At 54.4% G+C, this 20284-nt stretch carries 10 protein-coding genes and 2 pseudogenes; 4 read left to right on the top strand and 8 right to left on the bottom strand.

From position 1 onward, the window contains the following. Window positions 1-150 precede the first annotated feature (150 nt). From GHO42_RS26395 to GHO42_RS07015, 3 genes are all read right to left on the bottom strand, one after another. Complete coding sequence (locus tag GHO42_RS26395) at window positions 151-3207, bottom strand: DEAD/DEAH box helicase (RefSeq protein WP_178114907.1); 3057 nt, start codon at window positions 3205-3207, stop codon at window positions 151-153. A gap of 137 nt (window positions 3208-3344) precedes the next feature. Further along, window positions 3345-5135: a phospholipase D family protein gene (locus GHO42_RS07020; RefSeq protein ID WP_153327429.1), complete on the bottom strand. Its 1791-nt coding sequence runs from the start codon at window positions 5133-5135 to the stop codon at window positions 3345-3347. Further along, window positions 5129-6337, bottom strand: coding sequence for a DUF6361 family protein (locus GHO42_RS07015; RefSeq protein ID WP_256670560.1), 1209 nt, complete (start codon window positions 6335-6337; stop codon window positions 5129-5131). The genes GHO42_RS07020 and GHO42_RS07015 overlap by 7 nt, the downstream gene beginning before the upstream one ends. Before the next feature lie 291 nt (window positions 6338-6628). On the opposite strand from GHO42_RS07015, the gene GHO42_RS07010 reads away from it, so the two are divergent. The 3 genes from GHO42_RS07010 to GHO42_RS07000 all read left to right on the top strand — a co-directional run bounded on the left by GHO42_RS07010 (window position 6629) and on the right by GHO42_RS07000 (window position 11375). After that, the gene (locus tag GHO42_RS07010) at window positions 6629-8740 is read left to right on the top strand and encodes an AAA family ATPase (protein WP_368668046.1); all 2112 of its coding nucleotides are present in this window, start codon (window positions 6629-6631) and stop codon (window positions 8738-8740) included. Window positions 8741-8834: 94 nt separating this feature from the next. Continuing rightward, window positions 8835-9845, top strand: coding sequence for a YafY family protein (locus GHO42_RS07005; RefSeq protein ID WP_153327425.1), 1011 nt, complete (start codon window positions 8835-8837; stop codon window positions 9843-9845). A gap of 333 nt (window positions 9846-10178) precedes the next feature. Beyond that, window positions 10179-11375 carry a hypothetical protein gene (locus tag GHO42_RS07000; protein WP_153327423.1) on the top strand — a complete coding sequence of 399 codons (1197 nt, stop codon included), beginning with the start codon at window positions 10179-10181 and terminating at the stop codon, window positions 11373-11375. A 24-nt stretch (window positions 11376-11399) separates the two neighbouring features. Here the strand turns inward: GHO42_RS07000 and GHO42_RS06995 are convergent. After that, window positions 11400-11591: pseudogene (locus tag GHO42_RS06995) on the bottom strand (transposase domain-containing protein); the annotation flags it as partial. 25 nt (window positions 11592-11616) lie between these two features. Between GHO42_RS06995 and GHO42_RS06990 the strand changes: the two are divergent. After that, a pseudogene (locus GHO42_RS06990) lies at window positions 11617-11811 on the top strand (transposase domain-containing protein); the annotation flags it as partial. A gap of 145 nt (window positions 11812-11956) precedes the next feature. On the opposite strand, the gene brxL reads toward GHO42_RS06990, so the two are convergent. From brxL to pglX, 4 genes are read right to left on the bottom strand one after another with little or no spacing between them, the layout of a single operon-like run. Next, window positions 11957-14059, bottom strand: a complete 2103-nt coding sequence (gene brxL, locus GHO42_RS06985; RefSeq protein ID WP_153327421.1) for a BREX system Lon protease-like protein BrxL — start codon at window positions 14057-14059, stop codon at window positions 11957-11959. A gap of 12 nt (window positions 14060-14071) precedes the next feature. Continuing rightward, complete coding sequence (gene pglZ / locus GHO42_RS06980) at window positions 14072-16579, bottom strand: BREX-1 system phosphatase PglZ type A (protein WP_150073353.1); 2508 nt, start codon at window positions 16577-16579, stop codon at window positions 14072-14074. After that, window positions 16576-18450: a DUF262 domain-containing protein gene (locus GHO42_RS06975; RefSeq protein ID WP_150073352.1), complete on the bottom strand. Its 1875-nt coding sequence runs from the start codon at window positions 18448-18450 to the stop codon at window positions 16576-16578. Before GHO42_RS06975 ends, pglZ begins: the two co-directional genes overlap by 4 nt. A 1-nt stretch (window position 18451) precedes the next feature. Further along, on the bottom strand, window positions 18452-20170 hold the full coding sequence (gene pglX, locus GHO42_RS06970; RefSeq protein ID WP_153327419.1) for a BREX-1 system adenine-specific DNA-methyltransferase PglX: 1719 nt from the start codon (window positions 20168-20170) through the stop codon (window positions 18452-18454). Window positions 20171-20284: the final 114 nt, after the last annotated feature.

Below are 20284 nucleotides of genomic sequence, written 5' to 3'. Positions count from 1 at the left end.
CGCCAGCCGCTCGATCTGCTCGATGGCTTCACCGACAATCTTGTCGCCTTCCCGAACTTGCTGATCGGCGGTTGTCGTCACCTCTCAAGCCTCTTCGGCGTTGCGCGCCACTTCCTGCACGGTTGAAGGCCAGCACAAGCGGGCCTGCTGTTATGCCGGAACGTCCTGACTTTCATCTTTATAAAGAATAGGAGCCAGCTGAATCATGAGCCGCTGCTTTAACTTCTCCAGGTCGTCAGTGCACAGGTTGAGGCTCTTGAGATGTTCAAGCAGCTCACTCTGGCCAGGCTGGCCGAATGCCAGGCGATACAAGGATAAGATTTTCAGCATCTGCGGATAGCGTTGTTGCTCCTGACTCATCGCCATGACTGGAACCAGACGACGAATCTGAGCATCGCCTTCGGGATAGTGCCAGTAAGGTACGAGGTCGGTTTTCCAGGGCATTTTTGCAGCGTTCTCAAAGAGTGTTGCCCACCGCTGGGACGACTCGGTCTCTTTGGAAAGCGCCTGGACCACCCGCCGTCTCACGACCAATGACTGGTAGCGATTCACTCGTCCTTCACGCTGTTCCAGGTCAATGGGATTGCTTGGCAGGTTCCAATGCACGACATCACTACAATACCAATGGAAATCCAATCCTTCTTGACCAATCGACGTCGAGGCGAGAACAAACGGACGAAACGGCGAGTTGAAGCTCTCACGGATACTGACGACCCGTTCCTGACCTGCTTCATCACTGGCCTTCTGTGTACCGAGCTGCACTGCGTAGTGACAACGCAAGTGAGTGCTGTCATCGATCGGACCGGCTTTCCAGACTTTCACGCTGGACGGCTTAGTGCGCAGCGAATTATCGATGGCTTTCACCGCGCCATCGACACCGCTCGATGAGGAGAGCATGTAGAAATACTCCTCCAGCATCGCTTGCAGCCCCCCTTCAGCGCAGTATTTGACAATGCCTCGCCAGTGCTGTCGTTTGCTGATGCGTTTGATGACGGCGCTACCGCTGACCCCATTGAACAAGCTGACGAACGCCAAAGCGATGGAGCTGGCATGCCCGGAATTCATCGTTGGATCATCTTCGCTATAGGTCAGAGACAGTGCGCGATACGCACATATGGCGGGTGAACCAACAGACAACCAGGCGAGATACTCTGGCAAATCGGCAGGCATTTCACCGAGCTCTTTAATGCTGTCCAGCCGCTGAGAGATATCGTCCACTCGCCCTAGAATGTTGTCGTGAAAATCAGATCCGTCGCAGATACTCGCGATCCAGTCCTCGTACCAATTGTCATTGTGCAAGCGGTCGAGCAACATTGGCCCCAGCACATACCAGTGATTCTGATTGCGACTTCCGCTATGCCCTGCGGCCAGCGGTTTGAGCAGTCCGGCAAAATGTTTGACTCGCTCGGCAAGCAAATCTTTAAGCGATGCATCACTTCGCTTCAGCGGGACATCGATCAACACTTTGCTCGGATAAACCAGCGACCAGTACGCAAGATCGCCAGCGTCCAGCCGGATCAGACGATTCAGTTCATGATGGCTGGCGGATTCATCTCGCGCCTTACTCCTTGCCTTGCGCGGAAAATAATCAGCCTCAGGCTGACGTCGACCTAACACCCGCCTCTCGGATTCATAACTCAACAAACCACTGAGCATCCGCGGGACCATGGCCCAGGCAGAAAATAACAGCGTTTTGCTGAATGTTTCGTGGCCGACAAAGACACCTACCAGCGGATAGTGGGGCATGCTGGGTGGTACCCACAGCAGCATTTCCGGCCCACTTTTCTTACCGTCACCAAACAAATGAGAAGTCAACGACCGCACCCGAGGATTGGGGGCATCCCGTGCGACATTCAACTTATAGTCGTTGACCTGATCCCGAGGCAGCCAAAGGCTCTGACTGCGCTTTACCCACTTGCGCACTTCGGGATCACTCTCGAACTTGCTCTGCAATACATCTTGCAGTTTGTAGCCTGTGCTAAACGACAGCGGCCATGCGGCTGACTTGTAGAAATCCATCATCTGCCGGGAGAAACTCAGGTTACGGTCCTTCTCAAGCAATCTCCCCAGTCGATCCAGCTCTATATAGGCCTTGATGTCCTCAGTACGCAATTCAGCGCTGCAGTCGAAAGGAGACGCATCGATCAGGCGATTTACGTCCACGGCTATCTGGCTTCGTTCGGTACGGACAATAAGCGGGCGCAGCAGGCTTTCAACCTGCTGGCGAGGGCGCTCATCCAGATCATCAACCTTCACGCCGGCTTGACGCAGGCGCTGCAATTCCGACTTGAGCATTTTGCGCACAGGCTCATAGGTCGTAAGCGGGGTCAGGTTCAGAAAACTCAGTATTTGCTCCAGCTTGGAAAGGTGTCCGTCGTCGTTTTCGTCATCGGGGATGGTGCTTAGTGCCTTGAACGGTGTCGCCGAGAGTAAGATGATCTTGCTGCGGCGGTTCTTGCGGAACACCTGCTGGGCAATCATCGAGTGCTCGTTACCCTCAGACTGGTCGAGCAAACTTTCAAACCGCTGAAACTCGTCGAGGATGAACAAATCCGCCTGCAGATGCGCCGCGCAAGATCCAGCAAAAAGTACGCGTAGCCGACGCAACAGGCTGTACTCTTCGGGGCTTTCTCGGTTAACGCCAGTCCGGGCGATCTTCGTCAGCACCTCCATGTTGGACCGGGCCTCACCCGGAGCAACTTCCATCAGCTTGTGATGAAAGTCTTCGACGATCTTTGTATTAAGTCCGCGACCCTGAATTTCCTGAAGCCCGTACTCCCACCCCTCGACGTCTTGCACCCGATCGCGAAACAGATCAGATAATTTGCTCTGCAGTGGGGCGACCTCTTTATGTTGAAGGAGGGCCGCAAAAATCACCAACCGCTCGCGTTTGTTGCCCGCGCCGTAAGTCATCGAAAAAGAAGTACTGGGCGTGAGCGTACAAACTTCCAGCAAGGCTCCGTCGCCCAGATCCGGTTGAGGAAGCAGCGCAACTTCTGCCAGCCTCGAAAAAGAGGGCTCGCGCACCAGTTTCGCCATGCTCGGGTCTTTGAAAACCGCAAGTTTGGAGCGGTTTTCAGTCGCCAACGCGAGGTTGGAACAGATGTACGTGACGCGAAACGGCCGGGGCTCAAGCCAACCCAGTAACAAAGATGCGATGACACCCTTGGCAACTATCGTTTTACCCAGTCCCACCTCATCGGCCACCAAAATCCGGTGACTATGGCTGGGGTCATTGAATAAAGAAGTTATCCGTTGCACCGTAGCCTGTTGGAAATCCTTAAGCCCTGAGAGCGTGGACCTTAACTCTAGGCAAGCGCGCTCATGCGTCGTTATGCTTGTATTCACGATTTTTCCGTCCCTAGAAATGCTTTGTAGTTGTCCCATAACCGGTTGAAGTCATCGGGTATACGACCTTCCACAGATCGCAGATGACTGAGTACTGCCTCTATCCGCTGCAGTTTTTCGGGCTGCCGTGCTGCACACAGCAATAGAGACTCGTAGATGGGCCCACCCATAAAATGGCTCAGCAAATTGTCAGAGCCCTCAGGTGCTGAGCCCCCAGGATCGCGGGCGAACCATTCAGCTTTTTCATGATCGGGCTGCAACAACATCTGTATGTATGCCAACAGCTTGTGCGGACTATCGATCAAATCGCTGATGATTTTCTGCTCTCGACCGTCCCCACCGTCAATGACGAGCGAAGCCTTAATTACCCGTTCGATAGACTTTTCGCCGACCTGCACTTTGACAACCAGAAAAGCACTGATCTGCGAAAGGCTTAGTCGATCCCACACCAGCGTCGCATCCAGGTCCTGATAGCCTGGAACATCCAGAAACCGCACCTGGACCGACTCGGAGTTTGCAAGTCTCGGCGCTGAACACAGAAGTTCACACCTGTAGGTGAGGTCCGCATTCACCCTTGCTCTGACATTCCAATCGTCCGTAATCAATGCGTGCAAGAGCTTGCGTAGGCCTGCTTCGTCTGAATCCTGCTCTTGCTGTTCCTGATTCTGGAACAGGTGAGGAGCAAAAACTCCTGACGGATTTTCCTCGCTACCAACCAACTCCAATTTCAATTGGTCGGCCGACTGGGCGATACCCGAGCTTGAAAGGCGCAACATGAATTCAGTGTTACGAGGCTGTGCTTGCCTGAGACCACCAAGCGCTGCCTTGGTCGCATTGGCGGAGCCCACGTGCCAGTGACTGGTAGCGCCGTTTTGGACCAAAACCAGCTTGGCATGCAGGTTTTGCGATTTACTGTTATCCAAGTGATCTTCGCCATTGACCACACGCTGATTAAGGGCAAAACATTCCCAACCCGCCAGTTTCTCAGCCCCAAGTTGCTCCAACTCTTCAGCACGACTGAATAGCCAATGGCGCTCGCCACGCTCTTTGAGCATGTCGAGTGCCTCCGCATGCAGAAAAGGCGATATCACCAGCACAGTATTCGTGGAGCCACCCAAGTCCAGCGGAACTTGCTGTGCCTTACCCAACAAGGTTTTTAGCTCTCGAAAACCATTGGGCTTTTGCCAGACGACACGGGGCAATTCTTTCTTGAATAGAGTGAAAGCCGGGGCGAAATCCAACGCTTTGTCTTTATGCCTAGCGAAAGGTGCGAGCTCCTGCAAAAGCTCCAACAGACCATCATTCTCCCGACTGCTTTCCGTGGTCACCTCCCCTTCAAGCGCGACCGCCAGATCCCAACTGCGGTCAAACGTCAGATTGCGAGACAACACCAGTAACCGGTAGCGCACTTGCCGGGTGTCATTGATGAACCGCAACAGCCATATCTTGGGGTGGAAGGAGCTGAAGACCCCGCTTGGAACCATGGGCACCAAACAAGGTTCGAGGAGCGTAAACAGTGGGGTGAACGCAACGGGAACCTTGATATTGCCTTGCTGAAAAAAGACTTTCAGTTTGCCTTTGAGCTGGCGGATACCCTCAAGCGCAGCCAGCTTACCGCCATGCGGGTTGCCCTCCAGTGTGCCGTTCAGGGACAGTGCCAGGGGCAGACACAGCAAGGTATCGAGCTCCAGTGAATAACTGGTTGCCACCGCGTAACTCAGTTGAAACCCCTCCGGGGCCTGTAGCTTTTCACCGTAATCAAGGCGATCGACACTAGGGTTCAACATGGCAAACCCTCCTGAATATCGCGGAGAATGGTGCGTACCTGAGCCCACCGGAAATCAAGACGGCTCATACCAATCCATCGATAGTTATCAGGTAAACGTTTTTTCAGAATCGACCGTTCTTTTTTGTTTCCCAGAGCCTGTTTTTCGACCAGAGCATCAAGCACGACTACCGACGCGTTATTGGCGAGGCGCTCGCTCCACTCCATCAAGAATGCGCCCGTCCGGCCTTGCAGCGTGATTTTGGTGGCTGCCAGCCACTGCAGAACCTGTTCAGGTCCAGCCTGACGAACCTTACGCCAGTCGAGCCAGTGCGACTCGTACTGATCGAGCAAATCCTCGCGCTGATTATTCCGAGCCACCACAATGTTGAAGCGAAGATGGGCACCGTAAATCAGCTCACTGAATGCATAAGCCATCTCTACCGTGTCGCGGGTGCGCTGAGCCAAGTCAGGCTTTGCCGCTACCCACACGGCAAGTTGAGCGAAGCCCGCCAGATCCTCATCTAAAACCTCTTTCAACAGGCCACTGAGCTCAAACTGCGATGGCAGGCTATTGATCGGACCGTTTTGAAGTTTGTCGCTGAGAAACACCGCCTCGGACTCGGTCAAGGTGATATGAACATCCTCGATCCATTGCGGATCGTATCGATCGAGGTGAACTCTGCTATCAGTCGAGACACCATCGGCATCGTCGGCCTCATCTAGCAGGCTGCTTCCCAGGCTGCTTTCGGGAGGTTTGACTGACTGCAAGAATTGATTAAGCGAAGCCTGGGTATTGATAATGCCCCAAGTACGTAATGCCACCCAATAGACAGACGATGGCAATCGTGCAACCGATTCGCCTTCCTTCATCGTTGAGCCGATGATGCCGGTCACACCCTCATTCTGGTGTTGCAGGGTCAGAGCCCTGGCAAGCTGATTTTCCTGCTGTTCAAGATACTGCTGCGGTGACTGCTTGCGTTGTTGCGCTGGCTTGAGCGCCAGATAATCGCGAATGATCCGTGGAATGGTTATCAGGTATTTAGCGCGGGTTTGAATGGTCGAAAACCCAGGAAACATAAGGTCGGCAAAACCATCGCGCAAGGCACCGATTCCGAGTTCATCAAGGGTTCCAGGTTCTGAGAGCTGCTTGATCACATCCCTCACCCGATCCCTGTCCTCGGATGAAAAATCCACCCAACCCATTTCACTTTTATTCAGCATACCGATGACCCTTTCCCATGGCGTCCCACTGACGACATCCTTGCTAAAAATCGTGCGTCAGCATGCCGCAGGCTCTATTTCATAGCAATTAGCCATTATCAGCGATCATTCAACAAACAAAAGAGTGACTTCTGGCCACGACGGAATGAGTCGCGAGCGATCTGACCGCCCTCCCGATGCCAGCCTGCTCCTGGCAATTCTGCTGCTGTTCCGAGCCTGATGAAGACCGCGACACATTACGACGCCCCCCTGGCTCATGATTGTGTCTCGTCAGTATCAGGAGTAGTCGCCGTGCCCATCCCGCGTTCACTGAACCGCAGCAAAGTACGTAGTTCCGGCCCGCACAACGCGGATACCTGCACCCTGACGCTCAAGTGGTCTTTCATAATGATGCTCGAGTTGGGCGGGCATCGGAATCTTATCCAGCGCCATGGCTTCAACGATGACGAACTGGCCATCGAGTTGGGACTGCAAGCCCTGATCGATGAAGAAGACTTCCATCCGCGCCAGGCGCTGCTGCGCCTGAAGGGCGAGCGCAAGTTGTTTGATGAAACGTTTACCGACTGCGATTACCCCGACCTGCTGGAAGATAATCTCGACGCATTGGGAGAGTTGCTCAGCCTGGATGCAGCAGAACTGCGAATTCTCGGTTTTTGTGTCCTGATGCAAACCGATCCGACGCTCAATAACGCTGCCGACCTACTGGGCATGCTCGGCTTCAACCGCATGATCGCTGTTCTCAGCGCCTTGCTGGAAATTCCGCAACTGCAATTGACACGTTACCTGAGCAATGACGGTCGACTGGTCCGGGCGGGTTTGCTTGAGGTCAATACCATGTCCTCGGCGGTCACCACCCTGAGCAGCCGCTTGAGCGTGGGTAACTCTGATCTGCCGGGGCTGATGCGTTTCAATCAGGACGAGCCCATCGAGCTGTTCAAGTATGCGTTCAGACTCAGCCCGCCGGGCACACTGCAGCTCGATAACTACGAACATCTGCGTCAGCACGTCGGTATTGCCCAAGCCTACCTGGGCAAGGCATTGGCTGAAGGCCGTCCCGGGGTGAACATTCTCCTCTACGGCCCGCCGGGGACGGGCAAGACGCAACTCAGCCGCTTGCTCGCCAAGACACTGAATACGACCCTGTATGAGATCGCCTGCGCCGACAGCGACGGTGATCCGGTCAGCGCCAGCCAACGCCTGTGTGCATTGCGCTCTGCCATGAGCGTCCTGCATTCGCAAAAATCGCTACTGGTCCTGGACGAAATCGAAGATATTTTCGATAGCCCCATGCCTATGGGGATCGGCGCCCGAAGCAAGGCGCAAAAAGGATGGATCAATCGGATGCTAGAGGAAAACACCCTGCCCTGCTTCTGGCTGAGCAACAGCGTCGAGTCATTGGATGCTGCACATATCCGCCGCTTCGATCTGGTCATTGAGCTGCCCAACCCGCCCCGGGCGCAGCGCGAGCAAATCGTCAGAAACTGCAGCGACAACAAGCTAGGCAGCGAACTCGTGGAGAGACTCGTCGATCACGAGCATACGACCCCGGCAGTGATCACCCGCGCAGTGCGCATCGCCCGCAGCCTGAATCCCCGCGCCGGCAAAGCACTCGATGCGACGATCGAGTGCCTGGTCGATAGCACGCTCAAAGCCCAAGGTTTTGAAAAGCTGGAATCCGTACATGGCCAGCGGCTGCCGAGCTTCTATTCACCCGATCTGATCAACACCGACGTGTCCCTCGACGGACTGGTCGAAGGCCTGCGCAAACATGGAGAAGCGCGCTTGTGTTTCTATGGACCGCCCGGCACGGGCAAAACCGCCTTCGGCTGCTGGCTGGCACAGGAGTTGGACAAGCCACTGATGGTGCAGCGTGTATCAGACCTGGTTTCACCTTATGTCGGCATGACCGAACAGAATCTGGCTAAAGCTTTTGAAAAAGCCAGTCAGGACGACGCTGTGTTGCTCCTGGATGAAGTCGACAGCTTTCTGCAAGATCGGCGCAAGGCCAGACAAAGCTGGGAGGTAACAGCCGTCAATGAAATGCTTACCCAGATGGAAAGCTATCGCGGCCTGTTCATCGCCTCGACCAACCTGATCCGCGATCTGGACGAAGCGTCACTACGCCGCTTCGATATGAAGATTCATTTTGGCTACCTCGGTCAGCCGCAGGTGCAACAGTTGTTCGGTGCACACCTTTTGGCACTCAAGCTCAAGGATCCAGCCAAGACAGCCGGTATGCGATTGAAAAACGAACAGCAATTGACGCCCGGTGACTTTGCGTTGGTGGCCAGGCGGGCGCGCTTCAAGCCCTTCACGAATGCGAACGACCTGGCCAGTGCGCTGATCGCTGAAACACGCCTGAAGAATGCTGGCCAGCAGCGACCTATCGGCTTCATTCATTGACAGCGCCGATTTCGCGCCGGGCGCTGACTGGCATATTGCCATATAGCGCCCTTGCCGCCATGCTGAGCTAAAGCACTACACAAGGAAGCCCGTCTTGCCCTCCGCCAAAGCCCACTCCACCGTCAGTCGTCAGTGGGAATTGCTTCGTCAGTTGCCGTCGAAATCACCCGGAATTACCACCGCAGAACTCGCCGCGCGCCTGCACTCGGCCGGTTACAAAATCAGCAGGCGCACGATTGAACGCGACCTGATTGATCTGTCGCTGATGTTTCCCCTGCAATGCAACGACGCAAGCGCACCCTACGGTTGGTACTGGCAACCCGGCATCAGCGTCGAGCTGCAGGGCATCACACTAACCGAGGCGTTGAGCCTGGCCTTAGTAGAAGACGCGATCCGCCCGCTACTGCCGAACAGCATGCTCAGAGTACTGGAGCCTCGTTTCAACCATGCTCGGCAAAAACTCAAGACCTTGAGCGAGGATAATCACGCCGCTCGCTGGCTGGATAAAGTAGCTAGCGTACGCCCGGACTTGAACCTGCAAGCGCCGGATATTCCCGAGGAAATCCTGGAAACGTTGCAACAGGCCTTGCTGGAGGAGAAGCAGTTGCAGTGCCAGTACTACTCCGCGCACTCCGACAAAATGAGCCAGCTGACACTCAACCCACTGGCCTTGGTGCAACGCGGGCTGATCACCTACCTAATCGGCACCGCCCACTCCTACACTGACGTGCGCCAGTACGCGTTACACAGATTCCGCGAACTAACCCTCATGCCCACCGCAACGCAGGGGCTAAAGGATTTCAATCTACAGGCCTACTTGAGTACCGATGCGCTGCAATTCGGCAAGACCGAAAAAATCGCCTTCCAGGCCTGGCTAAGCGAGAAACAGGCACGCCTGCTACGAGAAACTCCGCTGAGCGCGGATATGGCTCTAACCGACCTTGGCAATAGCAATGGCTATCGAGTCACGGCAACGATCAGCGATAGCTGGCAACTGCAGTGGTGGATCCTGTCGCTGGGCGATGCTCTGGTGGTTGAGAGGCCGCTGAACCTGCGCGCGCAGATCGCGGAGAAGTTGAGGAGTGCTGCGGCTGGATATGAGTGAGAGTGGAACAATGCTGGCTGTACAAAAACGAGGCTGGTTATTGGCATCCCGAACCTGCCTGTTTCAGATCCGACTGGTACCGAAGCTAAGACACCCATTGCCATGTCCCTGCCTGAAATCAACCTGCTAGCAGAGTGGAACCACATCGCAACTTTTTGAAAGCGCGCCGTGACATTTTGAAAAGTGAACTTCATTGCTCACGGCAAGCGACGTGGTAGCAATCGCACCAAACTGGGAGCGTAGAGACCTGCACCTAGTGTTCCAGCCATGATTGGCTCGCTTTCATCGATCCGTACGTTCTACGGCGGCATAAGGCGTTTTCTGGAGCTTCCAATGAGTGAACTTTTCTCTTTCCTCTCGTCTGCACTACTGGATCGGGGCTTTTTAATCGAAACCATCGGTCAGGATATTTACCTGACTGATAATGCGTATTTGCACGACTACAAGAGCGGCAGCCGCCTTAGTCTTCAAGGCGGTCACGACCAGGCGGATAGTGACTTTCTTCGGAAAATGCTCGAACAACTCGATCTAGGTGGCTTAAAAAAGACATCGTCCGCCAACCGGCCATTACGCCTAGATGCATGTGATCAGCGCCTAGCGCCTTGGCAAGTTGATAAGCTGTTTCGCTCTCAGCATGTACGACAGGAGTCCGGTTATAACCTCTTTGAGGCTCGACCAAGCAATTTCAAACGCCGTGTGCATGGCCAGAAGATCTCTGTCGCCGTACTCGACACACATATTGCCCTGCTGGTCAAAGGGTTATCTGCGGTAGGTTGTTTCACCTACTCGGCGTGTGAAGGCCATGAAAACCATGCCGTGACAGGCAGTCTCCCACTGCATGTGGGGCTCGTTGGTGAAGCCAGCACGGCTTGGGCCTTGCAACTACTGGCGGATGCCAATATGGCAGGCGTCGTAATGCCAGATCTGCACATCCAGGGCGACATGCTGCGCGAACGCCAAGCATCGGTCGACAGCGAACAACGCGACCTGGAGAAGGTTCGGCAACAGGCTGTCGCTCTGGGCCGCTATCTTTACACCCACCGGCAGCGACTCCGCAGCAAGCGTTTGCTCTGGGCAGAGCAGTACCAACTGTCTGTTGCGCAAGATACCGACAAAGCTAGCAAGGACAGACTGGCCGAAAAAAAGCCGCGACGGTTTCGTGTCCGCCTGGTTGACGCGGACGACTATGCAATCGAATTCACGATCGACAACTACAAGACTCTCGAGACGGAGTGCCGAAAAGCATTGCAGGCATGGTTAGTACTCCGACGAGACTCAGCACCTGCCCATGTATCAATACGGGCCGCCAAGCTGGAGACCCCGGATGAGTGGAAAACCCCTTGGGGCGACTCTAAGCCTGTGTGGTTGAAAGTCTTATCTGTTGAAGCCAAGCAGTGCGAAAAAAGTGAGTTGAAAATCCTGACCCGACGTCGGGCGAAGCCCAAGAGTGACTCCGTAGAAACCAGGTGGTTAGGGTTGTGGATGGGGATACGGGAGGCTTTTCCTGAGGACTTTGAGACATCCTTGTAGCGTAAGCCTCCAGCCCAGCCACCTTTACTCGGTGGCGGATCTCAACGGCAGCAGCTCATCCAGCCGGCTATTCGGCCAGGTCGGCAACTTCTCCAGCGTGTCTTTCAACCACGCACTCGGCTCGATACCGTTCAATTTGGCTGTCGCCAGCAAACTCTGGATCGCCGCCGCCCGACGACCCGCGCGCTCTGACCCGGTAAACAACCAAATCTTGCGCTTATGCCAACGTTGGCATAAGCACAAGGAATGGTTACTCCGCGACACGCCCAAGGGCGCCACTGCCAGCGCGTAAATTTACAGCCTGGTCAAAACGGCCAAAAGCCAGGAACCCTATACGTGGCTGCACCACGTACTGGAGCGTTTGACGCTGGCGGCTTCGATTGAATACTTTGAAGCCTTGCTGCCGTGGAACTGCTCCCTGACTATCTCGCGCTAAATACACACATCGTTTTTTTGCCATGCGTGGTTTATGGGTCGCTTACAAGCGAACGCCCGTGGGCGTTCGCTATCAGCCTGTTTTTTTCTTATGCCTGGCACCAAGCAGCAATCAGACTGCCAACTAGTTGGTCACCATAAACAACTTACGAGTCAGCAGCCGGCTCAAGCCTGACAAAGGTCACGCTGAACTCTTTACACTGCCGATGCTGCTGCAAACGATTGGCAAAACTGAAGGCATCATTCAGCTCAAAGCGCTGAAACACATCCAAGCCACGACCAAGCACAATTTTCCAACCCGTATCGGTGGTGATGTCACGGTCATGCTTGGTGCCAGATGTGTCGTAAGCCCAGGTAAAGTGAATTCCAACACCTGTGCAAGCATCTGCAATTTTCTGCAGGCTTTCGGTCTGACGCTCACCGTTGAATTCATCTTCGACGGTCACTACGTGTACACCCACCTCATCTTCAACGCCTTGAAGCTTGCTGATTGTCTCCATCAGCTCCATCAGGTTGCGCAACTGGTGGAACATACGCAAATAGGGGTCTGTGATGATGATGCGCTTGGCACCTACCAGATAGGGACTGAACAACTTGTCAAAACTCAGTCCTCGCTGATTTTCGTGGAAGACCAAATGCTGCTCTTTCAGCACTGACTCCATCGGCACAGGATTGCTTGGGCGTGAAGCTGGCCCTTGCATGGCTGGCGCTGCCTCGAAAAGCGGCAAAGGGTCAGTGTCGACTTGGGATAAGTCTGCAGTAGAAACTTCAGTCGCTCCCCGACGATGGTATTGATTAGGATACTCATCCTCTTCCAGAGTGCGCACCAAACGCTCCTGAGCATCAGCACCCTGGTAGGCAAAACGAACTGCCGGATAGGTCGCGTCAATGCGTAGCAACTGATCCTTCACCCGCTTGCGCCCTTCAATTGCAGTGCGCAATACGTCTTCCACTTCGGCGTCTGTCGCCTCGCCATGCGGGTACAGGATCTTCATCAAACCAGAAAAGGTTTTGTTAATTCCATCGCGGTCGCGCGTCGAAATATCGTCGGATAGCCTGAACTGTCCCTTGTAGCGATCTGAGTAGTCATGACTACGAAGCGAGCGCAGGATCTCGGCCAGGTAGTCCACCACGAAGCCATAACCACTGGAGAACATCTCACCACGGATGACATCCACTTCCCAACCGGGGATGTAGCTGTGAATGCGGTCGAGAAAGGCTGAGTCGTGGAACTTTTCCGGCAGCGGGTCGAACAGGTCCGTGTGCTTAAGCATGTACGGCACGGTGTGATCGGTATTACCCACAAACACCATACTGGCCTCTGCTCCCAAGGTTTCCACTCCCCGCGAGAACGACTTGTTGGCCATGTAGTTCTTCATGATGTCCACCAGCGCCTTGTCCACTCGCTTTTGCTTGCCGGCGAACTCATCGAAAGCCACTACATCCCAGTAACCCACCAGACCGAGCTTACCCGTGCCGTTATGGACGAACAGCTTGGGAACTGTCACTTCGCCACCGGAGATAAGAATGCCGTGGGGTGAAAACTCGGAATAAACATGCGACTTGCCGGTGCCCTTCGGCCCCAGCTCTATCAGGTTGTAATTGCGCTCGCAGAACGGGATAAGGCGGATAAGCTGAGCGAGCTTATTGCGCTTGCCGAACATCTGCGGATTGAAACCTACGCTCTGGATCAGCAGGTCAATCCACTCATCAGTGGTGAACTGCTTACGTGCCTCCAGATAGCCGTCGAAATCAAAACGGGAAATCTGAATTGGCTTTAGCGAGGCCAGAATCCAAGGTGAGGCAGACTTGTCCTCGGTGTATTCATACTCCACATCCGCAATGCACCAAACACCACCTACCAGCAGCTTCTGGTGGGCCTTGACGGTGTTGGAGTCGATCAGCACCTTCTTGATGCCTAGGTTGGCGAACTCAGCTTCGTACACGTCATCCTTGTCGTTTAATGAGACGCTAATACGGTCAATAACCTTGTGCCGGCCCTTCTCCTTGATGGTCGAGCGCACCAGCCCTGCTTCGTTTCGGTGGACATAGTGCTTGCGTAGGATCTCCTTGACCGTCTCGATACCGGTCTGGATCGTCGCCTCGTCATTGGTCGCGCAGTACTGGCCCAGCAAGTACTCCAGCACATACGACGGCACAATGGCGTTGCCCTTCACCGCTTTGACCAGGTCTTTGCGCACCACCAGGCCGGCAAAGTACTGGTTGATCTTGTCGTCGAGCTGACTCATTGGAGCTCCTGCTTAAAAATCGAATTCGCTGCTGAACGAGCGGCGAATGGAGTAACGCGCGGCTTTGTACCGTGTGAAGTGTGAAGTGCCTTCCACGGTCTCTTCAAGGAGCAGCTCCACCTGCTGATTGTTCGCCTCATCCGCCTTACGGCTGAGAATGAAGCGTACCGGCAACTCCCGCTCACGCGGGTTAGCAGAGCTGAAGTCGAACAACAGCTCATGTTGATCGGATACCAGCTCACCATCCAGTGTGAAAAGACCTGCACGCAACCTACGCGACTGCAGCTTCTCGGTCACTGCCTCGGTTTGATAGAGCACCACGGCCAACTGCCCGGTGGTGATGGTCTTGCCACCGCCACCGATGAACTCCACATCCACCCGACCCACATCGCTCTGGCGCTTCTTGTTAATGCGGATGACCGGGATCACCACCTCTTGCAGGGTGGCACCGCCGTGCACAAAGCGGCTGCCAGAGCCTTTCAGCCGCAGACGGTTGATGGACTTGGGAATTTGCACCATAAGCGTACCCGTCAGGCCTAGTTGCATCGGGTTGAAGGTTTTAAAGCTGGCTCCTTCGCGCAAGCCACGACCCAGGACAAAACGCCGGTCACGGTAGAGGACCTCATCGCCCTCCGGCTCACCGCTGAGGAAATCGCTCTCCTGCAGCGGATGATTCTGATAGATGAAGCCATGATCGGCAGTGATCAGCAGGTTACTGGCATTGGCGTTGGTCAGCTTCTTCACCAGACGGATCAGCTCACTGAGCGTTTCCTCGGCCGCCGCAAACACTCGCTCTTCGGTATCACGGGTGTCGCCGGTCTTGTCGATCAGGTTGTGATAAACGTAAACCACCTCATTGTCGCGCAGCAAGGCACGAGAGTCGGCCTGGTTCATCGCCATTAGATCCTTGGCTCGTACCACCTGGGAAGCTGGCACCCTAGTCGCCAGAATCTTGCCCCGGTTGACCGAGCCTTGAGCGCTCTGACCATCCACTATGGCATCGCCACTGTCGTTGTCGGCCAGTTGCAGGCTGCTGTTGGGTAGCAGCGCCGCCATGCCCAGCTGGGTATAGCTCGGCAGCATCGACAGCATCGGTTCCAGATCAGCCTCGAAACGATCTTCCTGACGAATCAGGCTTTGCAGCTCCTCGCCTACCTCATAGCGGAACGCATCGGAAATCAGCACGCACACCTTAGTTCTGCGCTCCACAAAGGGCTGCACATAGCGGCTGAAGAAATTGCGCTGCAGCACTACGGGCGCGGCCTCCCACTGCTGCGCCACATCCACGTGCTGCTGCCAGCGGTCGTTAAGACGGCTCAGGTAGTTGTTGCCGTACAGATTCTCGACCTGCATAGCCAACTCACCCAGCAACGAAGCCTGGCCGGACTCGCGCAGGTGATAGACGAACTTGCGGTAACGCTGATCCAGCCTGAACCACTGGCTGGCGTACTTCTGCACGCCATCAGTCAGCGATTCCATTTGCAGCTGCGTTATGTCCAGCACCTGGATGAACTGCGCCGCATGCTCCAGCGCCAGGTATACATCCTTGAAGCGCTCAAACCAGTGGCTCTGACGGCGCTGGCGTACCCACTGTTCCACCTCCTGAGCGGTCACTGTGCGGGCAACTACGGCACGTACCAGCTCACTGAGGATCTTGCGGTCGATCAGCTCGAAATAATCCAGTTCCAGCAGGCTACGCCAGTCCAGAGTTTGCAGCTTGTCGTCGATCTGGAGCACCGCCGCGCATTGCTCAGACAGTATCTCGAAACTCTGCTCATGCGAACGACTGTCTTTCCAGCGCTTGAGGAACACAAGCGCATCAGCGGACAGTCTCGCTTTGTAAGCCGGGTCGATCCCAAGCATGAAACAAGCCTTAAACAGCTCGATAACAAAATCGTGTAACCCTGGTTGCTCGGAGCTATAGCCATAGGCGCGCTTCACCTGCTCCCACAGATAGACATTCAAGCCGCTGCTTTCGATTAACTTGACCCGCACATCTTTGCTAGCGGCCAGATCACCCAGCAGGTTTTCCAGAATCACATCCAGGCGCGGCTCGTTGCCGGCGCATACAGCAAGCATTTTGCGTTGCAGCAGGTTCTGCGAATCACCCGGTTCCAGTAACTTACCGAGTGCCTCGCGGCGCTTGGCTGATTCGAAAAACGCCACATGCGCTTCCAACAACGGATAGCAGTCCGGTCCCAACTCCAGCTCAGCCAGCCACAAGGCAACCTGATCGGTACGGAAGCAATTGCCACTGGCGAGCTGCACATCCAACAGCCAATTGTGCAAATGCGGAGGCTCAGCACCTTCACGGTAGAGCAGAAACTTCTGTTCCGGTTGCTCGCGCAGGAGGCGGTATTTCACGCCAAACTCATTGTTAGCCAGCTCGATTTTCTCGACATCCGGCAACTCCAGCGTCTCGAAATCAGCGCGAAATTCCAGGCGAGTGTCATACCAGAACACTATGCGCTGCTTGTCGAACAGGTTGCTCAGGGCCTGGCTGATTTTGGGGTTACTCATGCCACGGCCTCGATCTCTTCATCTTCGTCCAGCACTTCCTCGATCATCGAAAGCGTTCCGCTAACCACGACATTGCGGCGCAGCCGTTGCATCAACGCTTCCCGACGCTTTTCACAGAACGTCTGGAAGTGAGCAAAATGCAGACTGTCGTCGTCATTCAGTAGCAGGTCGACCGGCTTGAATCCGGTGTCCTTCTCTGTCATCCAGTCGGCCAGTGACAGATCCTTCTTCGAGCGGTTCTGCGAAGCATTCAGCAGGTGCAGGTTGGCAATCGAGTTCCAGTTAATGGAGCTCTGATAGAACGCCATCAAACCGGGATCTTTTTGAAGGAAATCCTTTTTGGCTAGAGCAGCCTTTGCAAAGGCGCTGCTCGGATGCAGATGATCGATGTCCAGTTGCAGGTTCTCATTGATCTCGGGGAATAGCAGGCTTAGGACCGAACGGCACCTTGAATCCTCATACTGGATATCAAGGAGCCCCCTCAGATAGGCCTCATCAAAACGAAGATCCTTGTTGGTTGCGGTGAAGGCCTCAATGATTTCATCCAAGGGGAACAGCCCCTTGTCCAAATGCCTAGCCAACAATCGCTGCATCTTGGTCAGAACACCATCAGCCTGCCCACCAAATATCCCTCGCAAAAGCACCATATGTAACCAGCGGGACAGCGCCAAGCGCTCTTCGCGTAGGTAGTTGATGTTGTTGATGGTGTGATACAGCGGCTTGTCACGGAAGGACTGCTTGTACATATAGAACGCCAGCGGGATGACCGCGTTCTTGGCTCTCAGCGACTGGTCGTTTAAGCCGAATTTGCGCAGCAGCTTGAAGGTTGCGACCACACAAGCCCTGATCTCCGGCCACTGCTGCTGGATGATGCTCACCTGATCGGAGTCGAAGTTCTTGACCCGGAACCGCACATCAGCCCCCGTCAGCATCAGACAGGTCTTAAGCACCCAGTCACGGCCAATCGAGAACTGCATCTCCGAGCTTTGCCGTACCTCGGTCACCAGTTCGTCTATATCTTTGCGAGCATCCCCATCCCAGTTAGCGATGGCGATCGACATCAACAAGTCCGAAAACGCCAGCGGCGTACCGCCACTGTTCGTGCGGATGAATACATCCAGTACGTGATCGATATCCTGACTTTCCTCGTTGTAGAAGTGGATTACCTCTTCATGCCTGACGAGATAGTACAGGCGGGTCAACGCCTTACGCGCAAAGCTGTTGGAGGCCAGTCCATGCTTCTCAAGGTAGGGCAAGACCACCTCGAACGGAATCTCATCTACAGAGCGCACGTCAGGCAGGCTCAACACCTTACCCACTTCAAACCAGCGCGAGGAAGGGTCATCACTAAACGCCGACACCTGCTTTTCGGTCAGAAATCGGAAATGGTAGTGGGCCATCGAGTCGTTGTCCGCTCCGTCCAGCCCCTTGGCAAGATCCAGATAGAGTCGACGTGGCGGCAGCACTTGGTCGTTACGTGCATTGGGCCACCAGACACGGGGCTGCTTGTAGGCATAAGTGCCCTTCAAACCGATGTAGATGGAAGTCAGCCGCTGCTGTCCATCGATGACTGCTTTGAAGTCTTTGAAGTCGCCCTGAGTCGGAACGTAGTCATTGGACTCCTTGAATCGCTGACAGTAGTCGGTTAGGAAGCTGTAGAAGCGGTATTTGTTCTTGATCTCCGGGCTCGTCACATCCCACATCATGAATGTATTGATCGGATACTCGCGCATCAGGGAATCAAATAACACGCAGATCTGCTGGGGCGACCAGACAAAATTGCGCTGGATCGCCGGGAGCAGAAACGTCCGGTCATCGATGTTGCGTATCGCCTGGCGAATCGTGATCGCCTTCTCGAAGCGTCCTGACATCTCAGTCTTCCTTGGCATCCAGTCCGATGATCTTCTTGAGCGCCGAGCCTAGCTTGAGGTAGTTCACCTTAACGCCATCATCGAGATCCAGCGCCACCTGCTCAGTAGCCAACGGGTAGAGGGTGTCACGCTCGTAGTCGTCCAGCTCCAGCAGTTGCTTTTTGAGCGTTTCGATTTCCTTGAGGGCACGGGTCTTTTCGCCTTGGCTGGCGGAGGTGCTGATGCCGACTTGCTGGAGGTAGTCCAGCCGTGCAGCTAGCTTCTTACGGAAGTCGCGCAAGTATCGCAGCACCACGCTCACCGTATCCGGACGGTAGCGGTGCAGGTAGATCAGCGCACTGAAAGTGCCCTTGGGGCTGGAGAACAGCCAGTAGATGGGCCTCTTTTTGTAGCGCTTCACGTGGTCGGCGTAAAAATCCTTGAGGAAGTACTTGCGCACGTCCTTGCCCAGTGACTGTTCAATAAAGGCCAGATTAGCCTCGTAGTGGGCCTCGCCAAAGGTAACGCGCAAAAATGTACGGAAGCGCTCAGTCACCTCGTCGGCAAACCATTCGCCATCCAGCAGCGGAATAACGTTGTCTTCGTCCGGCATAAAGCGAGGCTCAGGAATCTGGCGTAGATACTCAGCCAGAGTGTCGCCTTGGTTGGCCAGCACAAGCCCAGGTTTGTCTAGGCTATAGCGGCCAAACATGCAGGCTACAGCGTAGCTGAGGAACTCAGCCATGGTGTCGCTCTGCAGCTGCGCCTCCAGATCGATTTCAGTCTTATCATCACCGTAGCGGTAATGCGGATTGCATGTGAGCGTTATTTCCTTGAGCGGCACCTCGGGCGTCAACTCGTCCTGCAGGCCGTAGGCTTCGATAAATATGCGGTTGTTTTCTTCTTCGAGACGCTGCATTTTTTGCGTTATCGCGAGCCAGCGGACGCGTAGTTTCTGGTAAGTGTGTTTCAGGTTTGGCTGGTGGAAATCCAGTATCAATAACGGCTGACTGGTGAAGTTACTGGATGTTTCGTAGGAATCCCAATCGTTTTTTGAAATATCAATTAATTGTTTTACTTCCGTGACGCCAGAGATAATTGACCTATAAGGGAGGTTTGAGATGTCCTGAATCTGAAAATTGAGTGTAGGGTTAAGAGCGTTGAGAAAAACTGACGATAATTTAGAGCATAAGAAGCCAAGAACTTGCTCGATGGGCGTAGATTTTTCTAACGCACAGGAGCCCGCAACATCAAAAAATACTCCAGGCTCTTTGTATCGACATCCAAAAGATGCGGAGCTAACAAATGACCAAGACGCAGCTTTCTGACAATAATTGGATAGGTCTCTAACCCTTGATCGCAATGAGCCATTAACCTTTAAGGTTTTTATTTCATTCCCGTCATTTTTCCAGTCGACTACATGTTCAACATTGCCATACCAACGTCTGAAATCACCGCCTTTTGAGTATAAGTGCCATCGCTCCCCACCCAACTCAGCGTTAGGTCTATTGATACAACTGGCCGAAACTTCTGGCCATAATCGAAGGAATTTCTCATTATCGCCCGTCTGCATACCCGTTTTAATATCAGAATATGATCCCAAACGTTCGAAACTTTCAAAAAGATCAGCACTTTTAGGGCTCACCCAATACGCAATTGGACTCCCCGGAATCTTTTTGAAATCCGCCGCAGAACCCCGAAAGAAATGCTGCTCCATTTTTTTTTGATTTTCCTGACTCATTACTCTCCCCCCTTGGGCAGGGTTTTTCTCGCGTGGGCGGGCGTAAAGCCATCCGGCACGGGCTTAAATGGTCCGCTCGGCGAGCGGTGGCTGGACTGAAACTGGCGCAGCGCC

Origin of the sequence: Pseudomonas sp. FSL R10-0056 (genome assembly GCF_009600105.1) — a bacterium.
Lineage (GTDB): Bacteria > Pseudomonadota > Gammaproteobacteria > Pseudomonadales > Pseudomonadaceae > Aquipseudomonas > Aquipseudomonas bubulae.
Note: the sequence above shows the minus strand (reverse complement) of the source record. Positions and strands in the feature narration are given on the sequence as shown.

What these genes read in the sequence shown, in the direction of transcription:
- brxL (WP_153327421.1), bottom strand. Translation starts at nt 14,059, where the DNA reads ATGAGTCAGCTCGACGACAAGATCAACCAGTACTTTGCCGGCCTGGTG.
- GHO42_RS07015 (WP_256670560.1), bottom strand. Translation starts at nt 6,337, where the DNA reads ATGCTGAATAAAAGTGAAATGGGTTGGGTGGATTTTTCATCCGAGGAC.
- GHO42_RS07000 (WP_153327423.1), top strand. Translation starts at nt 10,179, where the DNA reads ATGAGTGAACTTTTCTCTTTCCTCTCGTCTGCACTACTGGATCGGGGC.
- GHO42_RS06975 (WP_150073352.1), bottom strand. Translation starts at nt 18,450, where the DNA reads ATGTCAGGACGCTTCGAGAAGGCGATCACGATTCGCCAGGCGATACGC.
- pglX (WP_153327419.1), bottom strand. Translation starts at nt 20,170, where the DNA reads ATGAGTCAGGAAAATCAAAAAAAAATGGAGCAGCATTTCTTTCGGGGT.
- GHO42_RS07020 (WP_153327429.1), bottom strand. Translation starts at nt 5,135, where the DNA reads ATGTTGAACCCTAGTGTCGATCGCCTTGATTACGGTGAAAAGCTACAG.
- pglZ (WP_150073353.1), bottom strand. Translation starts at nt 16,579, where the DNA reads ATGAGTAACCCCAAAATCAGCCAGGCCCTGAGCAACCTGTTCGACAAG.